The sequence below is a fragment of the Amycolatopsis sp. genome (assembly GCF_036008905.1).
Classification (GTDB): domain Bacteria; phylum Actinomycetota; class Actinomycetes; order Mycobacteriales; family Pseudonocardiaceae; genus Amycolatopsis.
Genome location: NZ_DASYMU010000077.1, coordinates 27,818 through 48,775, shown reverse-complemented (window position 1 = coordinate 48,775; position 20,958 = coordinate 27,818). Strand labels below are relative to the sequence as shown.

Annotated in this window: 20 protein-coding genes and 1 pseudogene; 15 read left to right on the top strand and 6 right to left on the bottom strand. The window is 67.5% G+C overall.

Annotated features, from left to right (window positions below; translation table 11 throughout):
* Positions 1-12: 12 nt before the first annotated feature.
* Positions 13-1,950 (top strand): annotated as a pseudogene (locus VGP60_RS41695) (OmpL47-type beta-barrel domain-containing protein); the annotation flags it as partial.
* Here VGP60_RS41695 and VGP60_RS14670 read toward each other — a convergent pair.
* The 3 genes from VGP60_RS14670 to VGP60_RS14660 all read right to left on the bottom strand — a co-directional run bounded on the left by VGP60_RS14670 (position 1,950) and on the right by VGP60_RS14660 (position 6,028).
* Positions 1,950-3,155 (bottom strand): ROK family transcriptional regulator, encoded by a 1,206-nt coding sequence (locus tag VGP60_RS14670; protein ID WP_327548540.1) that lies wholly within the window; start codon positions 3,153-3,155, stop codon positions 1,950-1,952. The pseudogene VGP60_RS41695 and the gene VGP60_RS14670 overlap by 1 nt on opposite strands.
* Before the next feature lie 64 nt (positions 3,156-3,219).
* Positions 3,220-4,380: an alpha/beta hydrolase gene (locus VGP60_RS14665; RefSeq protein ID WP_327548539.1), complete on the bottom strand. Its 1,161-nt coding sequence runs from the start codon at positions 4,378-4,380 to the stop codon at positions 3,220-3,222.
* 166 nt (positions 4,381-4,546) lie between these two features.
* Entirely contained in the window at positions 4,547-6,028 is a 1,482-nt protein-coding gene (locus VGP60_RS14660) for an MFS transporter (protein WP_327548538.1), read from the bottom strand.
* A 133-nt stretch (positions 6,029-6,161) separates the two neighbouring features.
* Between VGP60_RS14660 and VGP60_RS14655 the strand changes: the two genes are divergently transcribed.
* Both VGP60_RS14655 and VGP60_RS14650 read left to right on the top strand, forming a co-directional pair.
* Complete coding sequence (locus tag VGP60_RS14655; protein ID WP_327548537.1) at positions 6,162-6,887, top strand: TetR/AcrR family transcriptional regulator; 726 nt, start codon at positions 6,162-6,164, stop codon at positions 6,885-6,887.
* Positions 6,888-6,979: 92 nt separating this feature from the next.
* On the top strand, positions 6,980-7,903 hold the full coding sequence (locus VGP60_RS14650) for a sporulation protein (RefSeq protein WP_327548553.1): 924 nt from the start codon (positions 6,980-6,982) through the stop codon (positions 7,901-7,903).
* Between the two features lie 47 nt (positions 7,904-7,950).
* Here VGP60_RS14650 and VGP60_RS14645 read toward each other — a convergent pair whose 3' ends face one another.
* Positions 7,951-8,454, bottom strand: a complete 504-nt coding sequence (locus tag VGP60_RS14645) for a hypothetical protein (protein WP_327548536.1) — start codon at positions 8,452-8,454, stop codon at positions 7,951-7,953.
* A gap of 177 nt (positions 8,455-8,631) precedes the next feature.
* Here VGP60_RS14645 and VGP60_RS14640 point away from each other — a divergent pair, with 177 nt between their 5' ends.
* From VGP60_RS14640 to VGP60_RS14585, 12 genes are all read left to right on the top strand, one after another.
* Positions 8,632-9,462: a serine hydrolase gene (locus VGP60_RS14640; RefSeq protein ID WP_327548535.1), complete on the top strand. Its 831-nt coding sequence runs from the start codon at positions 8,632-8,634 to the stop codon at positions 9,460-9,462.
* 418 nt (positions 9,463-9,880) lie between these two features.
* Positions 9,881-10,705, top strand: a complete 825-nt coding sequence (locus VGP60_RS14635) for a shikimate dehydrogenase family protein (protein WP_327548534.1) — start codon at positions 9,881-9,883, stop codon at positions 10,703-10,705.
* A 106-nt stretch (positions 10,706-10,811) separates the two neighbouring features.
* Complete coding sequence (locus VGP60_RS14630; RefSeq protein ID WP_327548533.1) at positions 10,812-11,453, top strand: DUF998 domain-containing protein; 642 nt, start codon at positions 10,812-10,814, stop codon at positions 11,451-11,453.
* A gap of 36 nt (positions 11,454-11,489) precedes the next feature.
* Positions 11,490-11,852, top strand: coding sequence for a YciI family protein (locus tag VGP60_RS14625; RefSeq protein ID WP_327548532.1), 363 nt, complete (start codon positions 11,490-11,492; stop codon positions 11,850-11,852).
* A 20-nt stretch (positions 11,853-11,872) separates the two neighbouring features.
* Positions 11,873-13,165, top strand: coding sequence for an RNA polymerase sigma factor (locus VGP60_RS14620; RefSeq protein ID WP_327548531.1), 1,293 nt, complete (start codon positions 11,873-11,875; stop codon positions 13,163-13,165).
* Positions 13,162-13,398, top strand: coding sequence for a hypothetical protein (locus VGP60_RS14615; RefSeq protein ID WP_327548530.1), 237 nt, complete (start codon positions 13,162-13,164; stop codon positions 13,396-13,398). Before VGP60_RS14620 ends, VGP60_RS14615 begins: the two co-directional genes overlap by 4 nt.
* A gap of 111 nt (positions 13,399-13,509) precedes the next feature.
* Positions 13,510-14,409, top strand: coding sequence for an ectoine/hydroxyectoine ABC transporter substrate-binding protein EhuB (gene ehuB / locus VGP60_RS14610; RefSeq protein ID WP_327548529.1), 900 nt, complete (start codon positions 13,510-13,512; stop codon positions 14,407-14,409).
* 1 nt (position 14,410) lies between these two features.
* Positions 14,411-15,121 (top strand): ectoine/hydroxyectoine ABC transporter permease subunit EhuC, encoded by a 711-nt coding sequence (ehuC, locus tag VGP60_RS14605; protein WP_327548528.1) that lies wholly within the window; start codon positions 14,411-14,413, stop codon positions 15,119-15,121.
* Complete coding sequence (gene ehuD, locus VGP60_RS14600; protein ID WP_327548527.1) at positions 15,121-15,777, top strand: ectoine/hydroxyectoine ABC transporter permease subunit EhuD; 657 nt, start codon at positions 15,121-15,123, stop codon at positions 15,775-15,777. The genes ehuC and ehuD overlap by 1 nt, the downstream gene beginning before the upstream one ends.
* 1 nt (position 15,778) lies before the next feature.
* On the top strand, positions 15,779-16,543 hold the full coding sequence (ehuA, locus tag VGP60_RS14595) for an ectoine/hydroxyectoine ABC transporter ATP-binding protein EhuA (protein WP_327548552.1): 765 nt from the start codon (positions 15,779-15,781) through the stop codon (positions 16,541-16,543).
* 114 nt (positions 16,544-16,657) lie between these two features.
* The gene (locus VGP60_RS14590) at positions 16,658-17,509 is read left to right on the top strand and encodes a YceI family protein (RefSeq protein WP_327548526.1); all 852 of its coding nucleotides are present in this window, start codon (positions 16,658-16,660) and stop codon (positions 17,507-17,509) included.
* A 60-nt stretch (positions 17,510-17,569) separates the two neighbouring features.
* A complete protein-coding gene (locus VGP60_RS14585) occupies positions 17,570-18,649 on the top strand; it encodes a hypothetical protein (protein ID WP_327548525.1) in 1,080 nt (359 codons plus the stop codon).
* A gap of 137 nt (positions 18,650-18,786) precedes the next feature.
* Here VGP60_RS14585 and VGP60_RS14580 read toward each other — a convergent pair whose 3' ends face one another.
* The gene (locus VGP60_RS14580; protein ID WP_327548524.1) at positions 18,787-19,413 is read right to left on the bottom strand and encodes a TetR/AcrR family transcriptional regulator; all 627 of its coding nucleotides are present in this window, start codon (positions 19,411-19,413) and stop codon (positions 18,787-18,789) included.
* A gap of 37 nt (positions 19,414-19,450) precedes the next feature.
* Entirely contained in the window at positions 19,451-20,647 is a 1,197-nt protein-coding gene (dinB, locus tag VGP60_RS14575) for a DNA polymerase IV (RefSeq protein WP_327548523.1), read from the bottom strand.
* Between the last annotated feature and the right edge of the window lie 311 nt (positions 20,648-20,958).

Here is a 20,958-nt window from a genome sequence, read left to right as displayed (position 1 = left end):
GGTTTTCCCGCTATGTCTCGTCGAGTACTCGCCGTGCTGGTCGCGGTGCTGACCATGCTGGGGGTGGTGGCGTCGCCGTCGCTGGCGTCGCCCCCGCCCTCGGCCCCGGAGCCGTTCTTCGCTCCGGTCCAGACCCTGACCTGGACCGCGAACGACAGCACGACTCAGTACAAGTCCGCGCCCACCACGGCGGTACCCGGCGAGACCACGATCGTCTTCGAGAACAGCGCGGCGACCGGGAACACCTCCGGGATGACCCACACGCTGACCTTCGACACGTCGACGCCGGGGTACAACCACGATGTGTCGCTGAACATCCTGTCCAGTCCGTTCGACGCCAACAACGGGCGTCACGAGGCGACCGTGACGCTCACGCCGGGCAAGTATCGGTACTTCTGCTCGATTCCCGGCCACAGCACGATGACCGGTGAGTTCACCGTCGGCGATGGTGGCGGTGCCGACACCACCCCGCCGACGGTCACCGCCGCGGTCACCGGGCCGCAGAACCCGGCCGGTGAATACGTCGGCTCCGCGTCGGTGGCCGTGACCGCCACCGACGGTGAGTCCGGTGTGGACACCGTCGAGTACAAACTGGACAGTGGGGTGTGGACCGCTTACACCGCACCGGTCGCGGTGTCCACGCTCGGCGCGCACATGGTGCACTACCGGGCCACGGACGTCGCCGGGAACGTCTCCGCCGAAGGCATGTCGTCGTTCACCGTGGTCGAAAACCAGGGTGAGGACACCACGCCGCCGACAGTGACGGCCGCCGTCACCGGTACGCAGGACGGCGATGGCAACTACGTCGACACCGCGACGGTGACGGTGACGGCCACCGACGCCGGATCCGGTGTGGACACGATGGAGTACAAACTGGACGACGCCGCGTGGGCGCCGTACTCCGCGCCGGTAGTGGTGAACACGGCCGGAATGCACATGCTGTCCTACCGGGCGACCGACAAGGCGGGCAACGTCTCGCCGGAAGGCATGGCCCATTTCGTCATCGTCGCGGGCCAGGGTGAGGACACCACTCCGCCGACCGTGACGGCCGCTGCCACCGGCACGCAGGACGGTGACGGCAACTACGTCGACACCGCGACGGTGACGGTGACGGCCACCGACGCCGGATCCGGTGTGGACACGGTCGAGTACAAGCTGGACGCCGGTGCGTGGACGGCGTACACCGCGCCGGTCGCGGTGACCGCCGCCGGTGCGCACACGGTGTTGTACCGCGCGAAGGACAAGGCGGGCAACGCTTCCACCGAGGGCACGGTGACGTTCACCGTGGTCAAGTCCTCGGGTGACATCACGGCGCCGACGGCGGCCGTGGGGCTGTCCGGTACCCAGAACGGTGACTGGGCGTACGTGGGCACGGTGACCGTGACCGTATCGGCCGCCGACACGGAGTCGGGCGTGGCCGGTATCGAGTACAAAATGGACAGTGGCGCGTGGAGTGCTTACACCGTCCCGTTCGTGGTCTCCGCGGTCGGCGCGCACACGGTGAGCTACCGGGCGACCGACAAGGCGGGCAACGTGTCGGCCGCGCAATCGGGCTCGTTCAAGGTGGTGGCCGTCGGGCCGCCTCCCGGACAGGACGTCTGTCCGCGGTCCGATACGCGGGAGACCGTGATGATCGGGACCGTCGACAGCCAGGTGTCGAACGTGGACACCGGAAACGGCTGCACGATCAACGACGTCATCGACGACGACTCGGAGTACGCCTCGAACGCGGAGTTCGTCGGCTACGTCGAAGCGGTGACGGCGGAGCTGGTGGAAAACGGCGTGCTCTCGGGTTGGGAGCGGGACCGTATCGTCACCGCGGCGATCGAGTCCGGCATCGGCGGCTTCCCGGATGAGGCCGGTGACGCGCAGAAGCAGGGTAAGGAACAGTCGGTCAAGCCGGACAAGAAGGCGGACAAAAAGACCGACAAGACGGCGGACAGGGACGTTCAGGTGCTCAGCGAGAAGGCACGGTCCGTGCCCGACCAAGCCGAGCCGATCACCCCGGCCGTTTCGCCCAGCTCCGACAGCACGATCGGCAAGTTGCCGGTGGCCAGCGGCAGCGACCTCCGGTAGACCACACTCCGCACCTCGGCCAGCAGCCGGTGTCCCAGCTGCTGCGCCACCCCGCCGCCGATGACCACCATGCCCGGATTGATGAAACTGACCAGGGAGGCCACCACCTGCCCGAGGCGCTTGCCGCCTTCACGGATGAGGTTCACCGCACCGACGTCCCCGGCCTCGGCGGCCCGGCCGACGTCGACTGCGGTGACCTTTTCTTTGTGTGCCAAGGCTTCACCCAAGAACGGTGACCGTCCGCCGCGTGCGAGCGCCATCGCGTCGCGGGCCAGCGCCGCTCCGCCGAAGTAAGCCTCCAGACAGCCGACTTCCCCGCACGCGCACGCCGGCCCGGTGTCGTCGAGCCGGATGTGCCCGATGTCGCCCGCGGTGCCGGCCGCGCCGCGGTAGACCTTGCCCTCGATCACGATGCCGCAGCCGATCCCGGTCCCGACCTTCACGAACACGAGATCGTCCAGTGAGCGCGCGACCCCGGCGTGCCGTTCCCCGAGCGCCATCGCGTTGACGTCGTTGTCCACCGACACCGGGCAGTGGAGCAGCGCGCCGAGGTGGTCGCGTACGGAAAACCGGTCCCAGCCCGGCATGATCGGCGGCGCCACGGCCATTCCCTCGGCGAAACTCACCGGCCCCGGCAGCCCGATCCCCGCCGCGAGCAGCCGTCCGGGAGCCTGCTCGCGCACCTTTTCGGCGAGCGCGGCGACGCGGCCCAGGACGACGTGCGGTCCTAGCCGGACATCGCAGTCCTCGACGGTGTAAGCGAGTACCTCACACGAAGCGTCGGTGACGGCCACGCTGACCGAAGTCGCGCCGACGTCCACGCCGAGGATGCGCAGGTCCCCGCCGAGCCGGACCATCGTCGAGCGCCGCCCGCCGCGGCTGGCCGACGGCCCCGCCGCCTCCACGAGCCCCAATTCACCCAATCTGGTCACTTCCGCGGCGACCCGCGTCCGCGGCAGCTCCAGCCGCTCACCGAGTTCCACTCGCGACAGGGGCCCCTCGTCCCGCAGTAGGGCGAGCAACTTCGCCTGTGGGCGCGTCTCGATCATGGGCTGCCCCTTGGTGGATCCGGCGTTCATACCGAAAGCCTAAGTCTTCGAAGCCTTGGGTGCGGTGGTGTCAGCCGGGTGACCTGGTGGCACTTCAGCGGAGGTGACAGTCGAAGAAGTCCACGATCGATTTCCGCACGCTCGGCACGGACCTCGCGGGATCGATCGCGCCGACGAGTTCCTGGCGGCCCTGCGCTGTCATCAGGCCCGCGCGCTGAAGCTGCGGGAGCATCGCCGCGTAGTCGGTGAACACGTAGTGCTGAGCGTTGTCCCAGTCGATCCGGCGCGTTGTCCGGTTTTCGACCAGCGGTGCCCAGTCGTGCTGCATGTCCGCGTCCCAATAGTCGGAACTGAGCACCAGCAACGGCCGATCGGTGCCGTCGCGCGCGATCGGGAACTGTTCGAGCGGCTGTCCCGCGGGCGCCGGGTAATAGCTCAGGTAACTCTCCATGCTGATCGCCGCGTCGACGCGGCGGTCTTCGTGCATCGTCTCAGCGGCGGTGCCGCCGCCCACGGAATGGCCGTAGATACCGATCTTGCGCAGATCCAACGCCCGGCCCAGGTTCTGGGGCAGCGGCTTCCGATCGGCGTCAGGATTCCGGCCCGCCGCAAGCACTTCCAGCTGGCCGAGCACGAACTTGGTGTCCGCGAACCGGGTGTCGATCACCGTCCGCATGGTCTGCGGGAACTGCGCGGGATCCGGTGGCAGGTCGATTTGCCTTAGCCCGCCCGGGAAATCGACTTCACTGGCTTCGCCGGAGTGGTCGATGGTCACCACCACGAACCCGTTGCTCGCGAGCTCTTCGGCGACCCCGGTGCCCAGCGTGCGCGGTTCAGCGCCGCCCGGGGTGTACAGGACGACCGGTCTGCGCGTGGTCTGGGCCGGGGCGTCGACGTACGAGTGCGTTTTCGTGGCCGCCCAATCGACTCCGTCCTTGGGCAGCTGCGTGTGCACGCGCGGCGCGAACGCCTTGAACGACTCGGCCGCGCGGGGTGTCATCTGCGGCGCCACCTGTCTACCGCGGACGTCCTTAGCGGGGTAGAAGACCGAGACCATCAGCTCCCGTTTCGGGGCGTCGTTCCACGGGTCTTTCCTGGTGGGATCGACGAGATGAAGCGCTGTCGTCCCGATCTGATGGTGGCCGGTCGGGGCGGGAAGCCGGAGCGTGAGCTGGTCATTTGCCTGCGCGACGGCGCCACCGGAAGTGGTTGTGAGCAGGGCTGCGATAACGAGTGTGGTTACTGTTCTGAACATGTTTCGAGGATCGCGGGCGTAGAGGGGTGCGGTCTTGAAGCCGCGGTTGGACCCATGGGTTGATTCCGGGTTGAGGCCGTCCGGGCGAGTCTCCGAAGGCCATCATGAGGGACTAGACGCCCTCATGATGGCCTTCGGAGACTCGCCTTTGGCGGCCGAGGATAGGTCAGTGGCTCGCGCCGACGAGTTCTTCCTCGACCGGCGCGGGTTCGCGGTCCCGCATGACGAAGAAGGCGAGCACGGCCGCGGCGAGTACACCGGCGGCGCTGACGGCGAAGGTGGTGGACATCGCGCCGGTGAAGGCTTCACGGGCGGTGTCGGCGAGGCCGTCCACCTTCAGCGCGTCACTGATCGAATGCCTTGCCTGATCGGGGACCGACGCGGGCATCGACGTGGTGAAGCTGTTCGAAAGGACACTGCCGAGGACGGCGATGCCGAGGGCCGCGCCCATCTGCTGGAGTGTGTCGTTGAGCGCGGAGCCGACACCGGCCTGCTCCGGCGGCACGGCGCCCATGAGTGCCGAGATGGCCGCGGGCATCGCCAGGCCGCCCCCGGCGCCGAGCACGAACAGGGCGACGGCGAGTACCGCAAAGTCCGCGTCCGCCGGAACGGCGGCCAGGGTGGCGAATCCGGCCGCCATCACCGCGAGTCCGAGCACGGCGAGCATCCGGTTGCCGATCTTCTGGCCGAGCGTCGCGCCGAGGGTGTTGAAGAGGAGTGACGCTATCGCCATCGGGATGAAGGCCAGACCGGCCTGAGTGGGCGAGTAGCCGAGCACGAACTGCAGGAACTGGGTGAGCACCAGCAGCAGCCCGCCGTTGCCGATCTGCACCAGCGAAAGCGAGAGGCTGCCGCCGCTGAAGTTGCGGTCACGGAACAGTTTCAGCGGGACCATGGGGGAGTCCGTGTGCAGTTCCCAGGCGACGAACCCGCCGAGTCCGAGCACGGCGACGACGAGCGCGGTGAGGGTGCCGGCGTCGGCGAGGCCCGCCTTGGGCAGTTCGATGATCATCCAGACCAGCGCGGTCATGCCCGCCACGGAAAGGAACGCGCCCAGCGGGTCTGGCTTCTGCCACGGGCCCTTCGACTCCGGCATCCAGGCGATGGCGGCGGCGATGGCCGCGATGGCGATCGGGACGTTGATCAGGAAGACCGCGCCCCACCAGAACCACGCGATCAGCATGCCGCCGAGGACCGGGCCGCCGATGAAGCCGACCATGGCGACCGCGCTCCAGACCGACATCGCCTTGCGCCGCTCGGTTTCGTCGAACACGGTGATGAGGATCGACAGCGTGCTCGGCATGATCAGCGCGCCGCCGACGCCCATCACCACACGGGCGATGATCAGCTGGCCCGGGTCCGCGGCGAGCGTGGCCATCAGTGAGGCCGCGCCGAACAGCGCCAGGCCGATGATCATGACTTTCCGTCTGCCGAACCGGTCCGACAGGCTTCCTGACGTGAGCAGCAGGCCGGCGAAAACCAGGATGTAGGAGTCCAGGACCCACTGGACGTCCTGTGCGCTCGCGCCCAGGTCCGCCGCCAGCGGTGGGACGGCCACGGTGAGCGCCATGTTGTCGATGACCAGCACCAGGGTGCTGAGGCAAAGCACGATCAGGATCAGCCAGCGGCGTGGATGACGGTTTTCCATCGGGAGACCTTTCGAAGTTCCGAGCGGTGCGTACGACGTTCTCTTCTTGCGCACACTGTACTCATAGCGTTGCGTGTGCGCAAGTGCGTACACCGTGCGCTACGCTGGTCGACGACGGAAAGGTAGGTTTCCCATGGCAGCCGACGAGAAGCCCATCGCCTCGGTTTGGACGCGCCCGCGCAAGCAGCGGGAGCAGCTCAGCCGGGAGCAGATCGTGTCCGAGGCCGTCCTGTTGCTCGACGCCGAAGGCATCGAGGCGCTGAGCATGCGAAAGCTCGGTACCCGGCTCGGCGCCGGCGCGACGTCGCTCTATCGGCATGTCGCCAACAAGGACGAACTGATCGAACTGGTCGCGGACGAGGTCTACGGCGAACTGGAGGTCCCGGATGCCGGCGACCCCGCGGGCTGGCGGGCGGCGACCGCGGGCAGTGCGCACAGCCTGCGGTCCATGGCGCTGCGGCATCCCTGGGTCGCGTCCGTGCTCGGCCAAGTCGGGCTGGCCTATCTCGGCCCGAACGTCATGCGGATGTCCGACCGCATGCTCGCGCTGTTCGAGTCGGCCGGGTTCGCGCTGGACGAGGCCGACCAGGCCATGAGTGCGGTCATCGCATACGTCGTCGGGGTGGCGACGAGCGAAGCCGCGTACCTGTCGATGATCGCGCGCAGCGGCAAGGACGAGCGGGAATGGATGGAAGGCCTGAGCTCGACCGTCGAGCAGGCCGTGCGGGAGTACCCGCGACTGAAGGACGGGCACGCGTCGCACGTGGGCAAGGATCCGGCGAAGGTTCGCGAGGAGAACTTCGTCTATGGGCTGGACCGCGTTCTCGACGGCTTGGAGGCTCGGCTCAGCGCGTCCTGATTGGGGATTTTGTTCGGAACTGACAGGCTTCTTGGTGCGTTCCTGTAGTGGTTCAGCAAACCCATGAAGTCGAGAAGGAGCAGAACCCCAGCATGGTCTTCAAGAAGATGCTGCAGAAAATCGGCGTCGGCGGCCCGTCGGTCGACACGGTGTTGACCGATCCGCGGGTTCAACCCGGTGGCCAGTTGTCCGGCGAGGTGCGGCTGACCGGCGGCGAGGCCGACTCCGAAATCGAACACATCGCGCTGTCGCTGGTCGTCCGGTCCGCGCGCAGCGGGTCGGCGGAGTTCCATCGCGCGGTGGTGTGCGGGGCGACCCGGCTCACCGCGAAGGAGCAGCGCGTCGTCTCGTTCACCATCCCGATGCCGTGGGAAACGCCGCTGACCGAGGTCGGCGGTCAGCCGCTGCCGGGCATCGTGCTGGGCCTGCGCACCGAGTTGTCGATCGCCAAAGCCGTCGACAAGGGCGACCTCGACCCGGTCATCGTGACGCCGCTCGCCTCACAGGACGCGGTGCTGGATGCCTTCGGAGAGCGCGGTTTCCAGTTCAAGTCGACCGAGCTCGAAGCCGGGCAGCTCTACGGTGTCCGGCAGGAACTTCCTTTCTACCAAGAGACCGAGTTCCACCCGCCGGCGCGGTACGCGGGCCGGATCGCCGAGGTCGAGCTGTCCTTCGTCGCCGACCGTGAGGGCGTGCAGGTGGTCCTCGTCGCGGACAAGCGCGGCGGATTCGGTGGCAGCCCGGTGGGCCGCTTCGGTGTCGGTCACGACGAAGCCGTCGACACCGATTGGGCGCGCCTGCTCGGTGAGTGGCTCGACGAGGTGGCGAACAGTCGTCAGGCGCACCACGGTTACGGCCACCACGACGGTTATGACGATGACGAGTACGGCCACCGCGGCCAGCGCCGCGGCATGGGCATGGGCGGAGTCGTCGCGGGAGCCGCGGTGGGTGTGGTCGGCGGCATGATGATCGGCGAAATGCTCGACGGGGACGACGACGGCGGCGACGAGGGCTGACGCCGGGAAAGCGGTGGGCGCGGGACCCGTGCCCACCGCGGACCGGCTTACTGGGACGGGATCTTGACCGTCGTGGCCGGCTCGGCGAGGTCGGCCATCGCCGTGGCGGCGTGCCCGATGCGGCCGTCGTCGATGCGCAGGAACGTCGGAAACCCGGGAATCCCCACGATTTTCGCGAGCGCGGGCGCCTGGTTCCCGACGACGATCTTCGCCACCGGGGACAGCAGTGCGATCAGCGCCTTGATATCCGGCGGGTCGCCCTCGATGACCGCGAGCGCGCTGGTGCCGGTGGCCTTGTCGGTGAACCTCGGCACCTCCGCCACGGAGGCCGCCGAGCTGGCGTCGAGGAAGCCCACCAGGTCGTGGGCGGCGACAACGCCGAAAACCTCGCGCCCCACCAGCACCTCGGTGTCGTAGCGCTTCAAACTCGCCTGGAGAACGGCGATCTCGGCCGACTGGGCGCGCACGCGCCGCAGTACCGCGACGGTGAGCAGCACGTCGGCCAGGCACAGTGCACCGACCACTACGACCGCCACCAGCAAGAACGTCATGGTAACGAGCACAGACGGGTCTCCGTTCTCGTCGGGATGCGCTGCCTGGAACCCGGGAGAACGATAGGAACGGCTCGTACAGGAATCGTACAAAGACCGCTGACCGCCTTGAACGCTGTTACGCAACCATGACATAACAGCGACTTCACACGGATAACCGGCGGCCACCGTTGAGTCATGTTCGACGATCGGACCCAGCCGCTCAATCACCCCAGGCGGCAACGCCGTCCGCTACCCCGGAAAGTGTTGTGGTTGGTGGTGGGCGGCTGTGCCGTGCTCGTCGCCGCCCTCACGCTGAGCGCGGCGAAGTCCTCGGACCCCAGCGCGGCCGCTGACACGGCCGGTCGTACCGCCACCATGGTGGTCGACCGGGAAACCGGGGCGACTCTCGTCGAGAGCGATTCGGAGGAACAGTTCCGATCGGCCTCCTTGGTGAAGCTGCTCATCGCAGTCGATGCGCTGACCAGGTCCAAGTGGGATCCGCAGGTGAGCCGGATGCTGTCCTTGAGCGACGACAAAATCGCCAGCACCCTATGGTCGCAAAACGGCGCGCAAACGATTGTCACCCGAACCGCGAAGACCATGGGACTGAAGCACACCGAGCCGCCCGCGGTGGCCGGGCGTTGGGGCGACACCCTGCTTTCGGCCGCGGACGTGGTGACCACGTACGAGTACATTTTGGCGCTGCCGCAAGCGAAACGGGATTTTTTGCTGAAGGCGTTGCGGGCGGTGCCCAGGGTGGCGGCGGACGGGATGGACCAGTACTTCGGGATTCCGCGGGCGCTGGACGCTTGGCCCTGGGCGGTCAAGCAGGGGTGGGCTTCGGGGCAGGGCGGTACTGAGGCGCATACGAGCGGGTTGGTGGGGGAGAAGGATCGGTACATCGTCGTGGTGCTGAGCAACTCTTCGCAGGGGGCGGACCTGGGAGTGGCCATGAAGGCCGTCACGTCGAAGACGGAAGAGATCGCGCGGCTGCTGGAAGCCCCGAGCAAGCCCAAGAAGCGGTGACGGGCCTGGCGTGCCATGGGAAGCGGAAACGTTCGGCACGACCGTCGTCCGTCTGCTTCACCTCGCACCCCCTTGAGCGGCGTACCGAGCCGCGTCATGCCTGCCTTTCCCATCAATAACTCCGCGAAACACTCACGAGGGGTGCTGGGTGGGAGGTGCTCGCGGTGTGCCCCCAAAGCGGCGTTGGGGGCGTTGAGTGCCCCCAACGCCGCTTTGGGGTAATCCCAGGGGCTGCGGTAGGTCGAGACTTAGCCGCGTGCGTGTTTTGCCCTACGCGGGCCGGGCTTGTGGTTGGTCACCCTAGTTTGGGCTCCAGGGGGATGGGGGATCTTGGTGGCTAGGGTGGGTGACTGTGGATCATCAAGTGACTCAGCCTGCGATGGGGTTTGTCGGCGTCAGTACCGGTCAGTCATCGATCGTGAAGGTGTTTCCGGAGTGGGTTCGGGTGCTGGGGCTGCCGTCGGCGGTGCTGACCGGGTTCGACCTGCCGCTGGACGCGTCGCGTGCGCAGTATCGGGATGTGGTCGGGCGGATCGCGGGGGATCCGGGCATGTTCGGGGCGCTGATCACCACGCACAAGATCGGGGTTTACCAGGCCGCCGCGGATCTGTTCGACGAGCTGGACGAGTTCGCGGCGTTGTGTGGCGAGATCTCGTCGGTGTCCAAAAGGGAGGGACGGCTGATCGGGCACGCCAAGGACCCGATCACCGCGGGACTGTCCATCGAGGAGTTCCTGCCGCCGCGCCACTTCGCCGAGACAGGTGGCGAGCTGCTGTGCCTCGGTGCCGGGGGAGCGGGCACCGCGATCATCTGGTACCTGTCCCGGCGTGACGACGCGCCGAAGCGGATCGTGTGTACCGACACCTCGGCCGAGCGGCTCAAGGCGTTGAACGCCGTGATGGACGTCGACACCGTCTTGGTCGACGCACCGGCGGACGAGCTGCTGGCCGCGTTGCCGCCAGGCAGTCTGGTGGTCAACGCGACCGGGCTTGGCAAGGACCGCCCGGGTTCGCCGATCAGCGACGAAGCCCGCTTTCCCGATGGCGGCTTCGCCTGGGAGCTGAACTACCGGGGCAGCCTGGAGTTCCTCGCCACGGCCAAGCGCCACGACGGGCTCACCGTGGTGGACGGCTGGCGCTACTTCATCCACGGCTGGTCGCAGGTGATCGCGGAGGTGTTCGGGCTCAGCCTGGACGCCGACACCGTGCGCCGGCTGGCCGAGGCAGCCGGCGCAGTGCGCTGACCAGCGCCAGAAGATTTTTCCAAGAAAATCTCACCTCGGTGTCGAAAGCCGGTCTTCCCGTTCGAGCTTCAAGTAGAGGGACCCCTCGAACTCGAAGGAGAAGGACATGACCGAGACATCCACGCAGGTCTGCGACCCGGCCACACGGGTCACGAAGAGCCTCCTCGGCTACGGCGTCATCGCCGGTCCGTTCTACGTCGCGGTATCGTTGATCCAGGCCCTGACCAGGGAAGGCTTCGACCTGACGCGGCACGCCTGGAGCACGCTCGCCAACGGTGGCCCCGGCTGGATCCAGGTCGCCAACTTCGTTCTGACCGGGCTGATGATCGTCGCCGGGGCCATCGGACTGCGCCGCGCGGGTGCGGGTGTTTGGGGGCCGCGGCTGCTGACGGGGTATGGGCTGGGGACGGTCGGCGCCGGGATCTTCCGGGCGGATCCGCAGCCGGGGTTCCCCGCAGGGACGGGTGACGTCGTCGTCAGCTGGCACGGGATGGTGCACTTCGCGGTGTCCGGGGTGGGGTTCCTGTGTCTCGTCGCGGCGTGTTTCGTGCTCGCGAGGCGGTTCGTGGCCGACGATCTGCGGGGATGGGCGACGTTCTCGCGTGCCACGGGAGTGTTGTTCCTGGCCGGGTTCGCCGCGGTGGCGACCGGGGGCAGCTGGGCGATCCTCGTGTTCACCGCGGTGATCCTGCTGGCGTGGACCTGGTTGTCGTCGATTTCGCGCCACTACTACGGCCGCACGGCCTGACCGAAACCGGAAAAGGGAGAAGAGACCATGCGATACATGACTTTGCTCAGGGCCGTCCAGCCGAACACCCCGCCCCCGCCCGAGCTGATGGCGGCGATCATGAAGCTCGGTGAGGACGCGACCAACGCCGGTGTGCTGCTCGACACCGCGGGACTGGCGCCGAGTGCGGTGGGCGCGCAGGTCAGCGTGGCCGCGGGGAGCCTGACCGTGATCGACGGGCCGTTCGCCGAGGCGAAGGAGGTCATCAGTTACGCGCTGTACGAGACACGGACGAAGGAAGAGGCCGTCGAATGGGCGACGCGGTTCATGAAACTGCATCTCGACCTGTGGCCCGGCTGGGAAGGCGAGACCGAGGTCCGGAAGGTGTTCGGGCCTGAGGACTTCGCGCCGCGGTCGTAGCGGTGGTTGGATCGGTAGCCGTGACGGCTACCGATCCACCGAGCGCGACCCATCGAGCGGTCGAAGCCGTCTGGCGGATCGAGTCGGCGAGGCTGATCGCGGGACTCGCCAGGCTGGTGCGCGACGTCGGCGTGGCGGAGGAACTCGCGCAGGACGCGCTGGTCATCGCCCTCGAACAGTGGCCGAAGACGGGCGTGCCGGTCGACCCCGGGCCGTGGCTGATGGCGACGGCCAAGCACCGCGCGATCGACCTGCTCCGGCGCCAGGAGCGGTTCACCGCCAAGCTCAACCTGCTCGGCCGTGACGTCGAGATCCGGGAGAACGCCGAACCGGACGTGGACGCGTTGGACGATCACATCGGCGACGATCTGCTACGCCTCATCTTCACCGCGGCCCATCCGGTCCTGGCCACCGAAGCGAAGGTGGCGCTGACGCTCCGCCTGCTCGGAGGTCTCACCACGGGCGAGATCGCCAGGGGCTTCCTGATCCCGGAAACCACTGCCGCGCAACGCATTGTGCGGGCCAAGCGCACGCTGGCCGCCGCGGGGGTGCAGTTCGAAATGCCCACGCCGTCGGAGATGACTGAGCGGTTGTCGTCGGTGCTCGGGATCGTCTACCTGATCTTCAACGAGGGTTACTCCGCGACCGGCGGCGAAGACTGGACGCGCCCGGAGCTGTGCCAGGAGGCTCTCCGGCTCGGCCGCATCCTCGCCGGACTGCTCCCGGACGAGCCCGAGGTCCACGGATTGGTGGCACTGATGGAGATCCAGGCTTCGCGCCTGCATGCTCGCACGGACACCGCCGGCCATCCCGTGCTCCTCCTCGACCAGGACCGACGCCGATGGGATCGCCTGCTCATCCGACGCGGTCTCGCCGCCCTCGACCGCGCCGAAACGCTCGGCGGTGGCGTCTACACCCTGCAGGCCGCGATAGCCGCTTGTCACGCCAAGGCGCATCGACCGGAGGAAACCGACTGGTCGCGCATCGCCGCGCTGTACGAGGTGCTCGCCTTCGTCCAGCCGTCACCGGTGGTCCTGCTCAACCGGGCGGTGGCGGTCGGTATGGCCGGTGATCCGGCGCGCGGGCTCGAGCTCGCCGACGCATTGGTCGCGGAGAAGGTACTCAAGGATTATCCGCAGCTTCCGGCGGTCCGCGGTGAGTTGCTGGCCCAGTTCGGCAACCACGCCGAGGCGTGCGGCGAGTTCGAGCGCGCCGCGGAACTCACCGGCAATGAAGGCGAGCGTTCGCTGTTTCTCAAGCGCGCCAACGCTTTACGTGACGAGAGTGGTCACCGCGCCCCACAACAGGGGTGAGCGTCGGCCACCTCCAGGTCGGCCGGGCCACCTGCGCCTACGTCGGCGCCGAGGACTTCGGCACCGGCCGATTGGTCAACTTCGACCCGGTCGTGCGGCTCGCCGGGACCGCGGAACGCATCGAGCTCCAGCCCATCGTCTCGAAGCCGCGCATCCCGCGGCCCGGCGACCAGGTCCTGCTGCTGGCCAACCCCCAGCAGCCGGGCACCTACCTCTACGCCGGGACGGCGTGACCCGAAGCCACCCACCGCCCGCGCGTATCACGTTCCGGTAACGACGTTGATCCAACTGGGGTACTGGTCCTACGTTCGGTAACCACAACGGATTCGAAAAGGGGTGCGATTGTGGCGCACGGTGAATGGACGCGGCGGGACTTCTTCCGCCGGTCGGCGATTGCGGGTGCGGTGACCCTCGGTGGTTCCACCCTGCTTTCCGCATGTCAGAGCACGGGAAGTGGTGGCGTGGACGCCTTGCAGGCGGCCAAAGACGCCAAAACGATCAAGATCGGGATCGCGAACGAGGCCCCGTATGGGTTCGCCGACGCCTCGGGGAACACCACCGGTGAGGCACCCGAGGTCGCGAGGGCGGTGTTCAGAGCCCTCGGGATCGACAACGTGCAGGCCAGTGTCGTGCCCTTTGACCAGCTCATTCCCGCGTTGAGCGCGAGACAGTTCGACGTCGTCGCCGCGGGCATGAACATCACCAAGCAGCGGTGTGGTGCGGCCGCTTTCTCGATTCCGGACTATTCGGCGCTCACCGCGTTGCTGGTGCCGAAGGGGAACCCGCAGGGCATCTTCAAGCTCGAGGACGTCGCAGCCAAGAAGGTGAAGGTCGCGGTGCTTTCCGCCGCGGTCGAAAAGGGCTATCTGACCGGCGCCGGCGTCGCCGAGGACCAGATCCAGACCCTCGACACCCAGGACAACATGCTGCGGTCGGTGACCGACGGCCGCGTGTACTGCGCCGCGCTCACCGACATCTCGCTGAAGTGGCTGGCACAGAAGAATCCCGACGCCGCCGTCGAAGTCACGCCCGGTTTCGACCCGGTCGCGAACGGTAGTCCGGTGCTCTCCGCGGGTGGGTTCGTCTTCCGCACGGACGACAACAGCCTGCGGCAGGCGTTCGACACCGAACTGCAGAAGCTGCACGACAACGGCGAGTGGGTGAAGATCGCGACACCGTTCGGGTTCGGCCAGGGCAATCTGCCCAAACCCGACGTGACCACCGAAAAGCTTTGCGCCGCTTGAGATGTCCGAGCATTTCCGGCAGATTCTGTCGTCGATACTGGAGGGGCTCAACGCCACGATCTGGGCGGCACTCGGCGGCATCGCGCTGACCGTTGTCCTCTCGTTCGTGGCGGGCCTCGCGCTGCTTTCCCCGGTACGGCTGGTGCGGTTCGTCAGCCGGCTCTACGTCGAAATCTTCCGCGGTACCTCCGAGGTCGTGCAGCTTTTTTGGCTCTTTTTCGTGCTTCCGGCGCTGGTCGGGTTCAAGCTCGTGCCGCTGTTCGCGGGCATCCTGGTGCTCGGCCTGAACCACGGCGCGTACGGCGCGGAGATCGTGCGTGGCGCGGTGAATTCCGTGCCACGGGCGCAGTACGAAGGCGCGGTGGCGCTCAACCTGACGTCCGCGCAACGGATGTTCCGGGTGCTCCTTCCGCAGGCGGTGGTGGAGATGCTGCCGCCGTTCAACAACCTCTTCATCCAGCTGCTGAAGAGCACCGCGTTGCTCTCGTTCATCTCGGCGGGGGAGATCACCGAACGCGGTGAGCTGCTGAGACCGGTGTTCGGCAGTGAGATCGTGACGATCTACGGCATCGAGCTGGTGCTGTACCTGCTGCTGGCCGTGGTGATCACCATGATCATGCGCGCGCTGGAACGCGGCGGCGCGCGGCGGCTCGGCCGCACTCCGGTGAAACGGAATCGCCGTGGCAAGGCGCTAGAGACGGCGGGCCGCTGATGGATTGGGACTGGAACAACGCCGTCGACTCGATCCCGTTGCTGCTCAAGGGACTTGTCGTCACACTCGAGCTGACGCTGCTCGGCTCGCTTGTGGCCTACGTCCTCGGTGTCGTGTTCGCCTTGGTGCGGCGCGCGGGGATCCCCGTGGTGAGCCAGCTCGTCTACCTGTTCGTCGAGTTCGTCCGCAGCACCCCGCTACTGATCCAGGTTTTCGTGCTGTACTACCTGCTTCCGCCGACGACCGGGATCAAGATGTCCGCGTTCGTCACCGGTGTCGTCGCGCTGGGCGTGCACTATGCCTGCTACACCGCGGAAGTCTATCGGGCCGGGATCGAAGCCGTCCCGAAAGGACAGTGGGAGGCGGCGACGGCACTGAGCCTCCCGCGACGCCGGGTGTGGACGGGAATCATTCTGCCGCAGGCGGTTCCGCGCGTGCTGCCCGCGTTGGGCAACTACACGATCTCGATGTTCAAGGAGACGCCGTTGCTGCTCGCGATCGGCGTCGTCGACGTGCTCAGCAGTGCCAAGGCCGTCGGCGCGGAGACCTTCCGGGTCGTCGAGCCCTACACCATGGCCGGGATTCTGTTCCTGCTGATCAGCTTTCCCGCGTCGATCGCCGTACGAAGGTTGGAGCGCCGTGCCGGACAACTCTGAAATGATCCGCTTCGACCGGGTCGTCAAGTCCTACGGCGACCACGTCGTCCTGCGAGAGCTCGATTTCACCGTGGCGCCAGGGGAATTCGTGACGCTCATCGGGCCAAGCGGATCGGGCAAGACCACGATCCTGCGGCTGCTGATGACGTTGGAGAAGATCGACTCCGGCACGATCCAGGTCGGCGGCGAGTACCTCAGTCATCGTGAACGCGGTGGAAAACTGGTGCCCGCGGACGAAAAGTACCTGCGCGGGATCCGCCGCCGGATCGGCATGGTGTTCCAGCAGTTCAACCTGTTCCCCAATATGAAGGTCCTGCAGAACATCACCGAAGCGCCGATCCGCTCGCTGGGGCTGTCCAAGGGCGAAGCCGAGGCGCGGGCCGTCGACCTGCTGGAGATGGTCGGCCTGTCGGAGAAGGCGGACGCGCATCCGACACAGCTTTCCGGCGGGCAGCAGCAACGGGTCGCGATCGCGCGTGCGCTGGCGATGCGCCCGGATGTGCTGCTGCTGGACGAAGTCACCTCGGCGCTGGACCCGGAACTGGTGGCGGGCGTACTCGCGGTGCTCAAGCAGATCGCCGCTACCACGGACATCACGATCCTGTGTGTCACGCACGAAATGCAGTTCGCGCGGGACGTTTCGGATCGGGTGATCATGTTCGACCAGGGACAGGTCGTCGAGGAGGGCACACCGGAGCGGTTGTTCACCGAACCGTCGCAGCCGCGCACCCAGGAGTTCCTCAAGGCGGTGATCCAACGCGCGTAGTGACTCTGAGTGGATGGCGGTAACCGAACGCCGGGGGACGCCGCGTATTATTGGACTGCTGGGTCAATGCGGTCCGGGTCCACGCGAGTGCGATCTGAGAAACTTGGAGGTCGCATGTTCGGTCGCTCACGCCGAAGGCAGGCGGACAGCGAGCCCGTCACGGTCGCGGTCAACGGAGGCCTGTTCAGCGCGCGAGTGCGCGACGAGAAGGACCAGCCGCTTTCCGGGGCACGCGGGTTGATCGTGAATCGGCGCACCCAGCGCGTCACCGAGGCGACGGCCGACGAGTTCGGCCTGCTGGTCGCCACGCTCGCTCCCGGCAACTACACGGTGGCGATCAGAGCCGGCGGCTATCGTCCGGTGACCCATGTCATCGATGTCATCACCGGCGACCACGCCGCGCTCGACGTCGTCCAGTTGATGCCGGACGCCGATCTGCGGCTGCCCGCACCCGGTGAGTGGGAACTCGACCCGGACCACACCTCGATCCAGTTCATCGCGAGGCATATCGCGCTTTCCCAGGTGTACGGCCGGTTCACCCGGTTCAACGGCAGTATCCATGTCGGCGAGCGCATCCAGGATTCGTACGTCGAGGTGCTGATCGAGGCCGCGAGTATCGAAACCGCGTCCGAGAAGCGGGACGCGCATCTGCGGTCGGCGGATTTCCTGGACGTGGAACGGTTTCCGCATCTGCACTTCATCAGCGACAGCTTCGGCGAGGGCTCCGGCGACAAGTGGCACGTGGCCGGGAACCTCACCATCCGCGGGTCCAGCCGCGCGGTGAACCTCGAGACGTCGTACCTCGGTCTGCAGACATGGAACGGCAACCGGCTCGGCGCGATAGCGAAGACCGAGTTGCACCGCGAGGACTTCGCCATCAACTGGCAACAGACACTCGCCAAGGGCGTGGTCGTGGTCGGTTCGACCGTCGAGATCCGGCTCAACATCCAGGCCGTGCAGAAGTAGCTTTGGCCGCTTCCGGTCATCGGCCTGCGCGCGGGGACGTGGCGGCGAAGACTCGTCGCCATGGTTCCCGAACCCCCGAGCGACGACGACCTCTGGCCGCGCGTCAAGGCCATCACCGGGTGGCCCGACACCGACGAAGACCGGATGCGTGCCCTCGGCGCCGCTTGGGAACAGGCGGGCACCGGCTTCGGTGAAGCGGGCCGGACGAACGTCAGCGGTATCGTCGCCGCCTGGCCGGACGAAGCCGGCACCGCGTTCCTGGCCCGTGCCAAGGAAATCCTCGACACCGCGGCACAGGGCGAGCAGGCCATGCGACAACTCACCGCGAGCGTGAACGCTTTCGCCGCCGACGTCGAGCACGTGAAGACCGAGATCGGTAACTTCATCAGGGAGAACATCCCGCTCTACGCCCAGTTCGCGAACCTGCCGGGCGGCGCGGACCAAGGCGCGCAGGACGCGTTCGTCGCGTCGGTCGCCAACTCCGTCAACGGTTTCATCGACGTCGTGGCCGCGAAAATCGGCGGGGAGGGTCCGGGCGTCCAGGTGCCGGAGATCCCCGACCTGCCGCCGGCGGCGCCGGAACCCGAGAGCGAGGTGTCGGTCGGCGATGTCGCGGGCATGATCTCCGCGGTGTCCGGGACGTTGGCGCTGATCCCGGTGCTGGCGCCGGTCGCCGGGCCGATCGCGCTGGCGTCGGGCGCGGTCGCGTTGGTGGCACACGGGACGGAGATGGTGACCGAGGAGAAATGGGACGACCCGTCGGCGTGGACGGACCTGGCAGGCGACTCCGCCGGGCTGATCCCCGGGGTGAAGGGCGCCGGTGCCGTGCTCGACGCGATGCGCGCTGTCGGCCCGGCGGCGACGCGGTCGGAGGCGCTTTTGGCCGGTGCGCGGGAAGTCGGGCAGCAGGCGTCGGAGGTGGCGCCCAGCTGGAAGGCGATCGGTGACTCGGTCGCGCCGCGGTTCGGCCCGGCCGCCGACGGCGAATACCTCGGCAAAGTCATGCAGGGCACCATCGCGACCGGCAGCCAGGTCCCGACCGCGGTCGAGTGGGCCACCGAGGGGGAGACCGCGAAACCGGCCAAGGACGTCGGTTCCGCGGCCGCCACCGCCGCGAACCTCGCCCAGCTGATGCCCTGACCGCCATCTGTGGCTCTTATGACGTATCTGGCCAGTCGGGATATTCGCCATCTGTCGACAGATGGCTGCCGGACCAGCGCCGCGCGCATGGTCTCACGATGAGCGCGAGCCCGCGAATAGTCCTGTTAGGACTATTCTTACGCGACACTCACCTTGCGGCGCGGGCGAGGACCTGGGCGGCGCAGGCTGTCGAGCGCTTCGGCGAGTGCCACTTCGAGGTAGCTGATCCGATCGGTCGCCTGCAGCAGCGTCGCACCGCCGGTGACCGCGGTCAGGATCGCGGTGGCGGCTTGGCCGACGTTGATCCCGGAGTCGATCTCTCCGGAGTCCTTCAACGCCTGGACACCGACGGCGAGATGGCCGTGCCAGCGGTCGTACAGATCGGTCAAAACCGTCTGCGTGGCCGGGTTCGCCAGGCCCAGTTGCGCGGTGAGTGCCGACAGTGGACAGTGCTGACGCTGGGCGTCGTACTTCTCGATCACGCGACGGCGCCAGGCTTGCCACTTGCGCCAGGTGGTCAGATCGCCGAGCATCGGCTGCTGGTCGGCGAGCACCTGCTCGGCCTCGTACTCGGCCACCGCCAGCAGAAGCGCGGCCTTGCCGTCCGGAAAGTAGTGGAACAGCTGGCTTTTGCTCGTCGCCGTCACCGCGCGGATGTCGTCGAGACCGACGTTCGCGGGCCCGCGGTCCCGGCTCAGGGCGGCCGCGCCTTCGACGATCCGCTGCCGGGTGGCGGCTCCCCGTGACGTCAGTACTCGCTCCATGCGGTCCAGGATAGGCGAGCGTGCCGGGACGCCCCGATCAATCCGGAAGCAGCGGCACGGACGTACCAGGATCGCGCCCCAGCAACGTGGCTCGGGTGATGGAACCAGACCCGAACCGATCCCGTACGTCATCCAACGTGGTGTCCAGCGCTCCCGATTCGTAGTTGCCGAAGGGAAGCGCCAACTGAATCGCGTCGTCGTTGTCCAGGTTGGACAACGCGACACCGATCAGCGTCAAACCCTGGGTGGTGATCATCGGCGCGGCGGTGGTGACGAGAGCGCGGGCGGAGGCGAGTAGGGCTTCGGTGTTGGCGGTGGACTGGGGCAGGGTGTGGGAGCGGGTGGCGCGGGTGAAGTCGGTGAAGCGCATCCGGAGCACGACTGTCCGGCAGACGCGGCGGGCGGCGCGGAGGCGGCGGGCGAGGCGGTCTACCAGCATGACGAGGATGGCGTCCAGTTCGTCCGGGGTTCGCCGTTTGGAGCCGAGTGCGCGTTGCGCTCCCATTGAGCGGCGGCGTCGGCCTACCTGTACCGGGCGTGGATCGCGGTTGTGGGCCAGCGCGTGGAGATGCCGTCCTGAGGCCTTGCCGAGGATCGACACGAGCACGGTCTCGCCGAGCTCGGCCACTTGGCCGACGGTGGTGATGCCCTGCTCACGCAGCTTTCCACCGGTCACCTGGCCGACGCCCCAGAGCCGCTCGACCGGCAAGGGATGCAGAAAGGCCAGTTCGCCGTCGTGCGGGACCACGAGCAGCCCGTCGGGTTTGGCGACGCCGCTGGCGACTTTCGCCAGGAATTTCGTCCGCGCCACGCCGACGGTGATCGGCAGCCCGACCTGCTCGGCGACGTCGTGGCGCAGTTGGGCGGCGATGCGGGCCGGGGTGCCGGAGATACGGAGGAGCCCGCCGACGTCCAGGAACGCCTCGTCTATAGAGAGGCCTTCGACCAGCGGTGTCGTCTCTTCGAACACCTTGAACACGGCCTTGCTGGCCTCGGCGTACGCCGACATCCGCGGTGGCACGACGATCGCGTGCGGGCAGAGCGCCCTGGCCTGCCTGCCGGACATCGCCGTGCGGACGCCGCAGGCCTTCGCCTCGTAACTCGACGCCAGCACCACACCGCCCCCGACGATGACGGGCCGCGACCGCAGGCTCGGATCGTCCCGCTGCTCGACGGACGCGTAGAACGCGTCCAGGTCGGCGTGCAGGATGGGGCCTTCGATCGACACGAACACATGTTCGCATCCCCCACCGACAATCCGCGCCTCTCCAGCACAGCGAGGCTTTTCCCGACAAGGTGATCGTGGTAACTCGGCCCAAACGGGCACAGTTGATGGACGACCTCCCCGACTTTGAGGGACGAGTCGCATGGGGTCATACCATGTCCGGCCACCCCTCCGGCGCCCGTGTGGCGGTTTGTGCCGCACTGCGCGAGCCGCCCAAAGCTGCCCTGACCTGGCAATTCGCTGCTCGCCACCGGCTCCGTGGCCCACCTGGCTTGCCGTGAAGGCGATCTTGATGGACTTGGAGTCCCTTGCGACGGCCT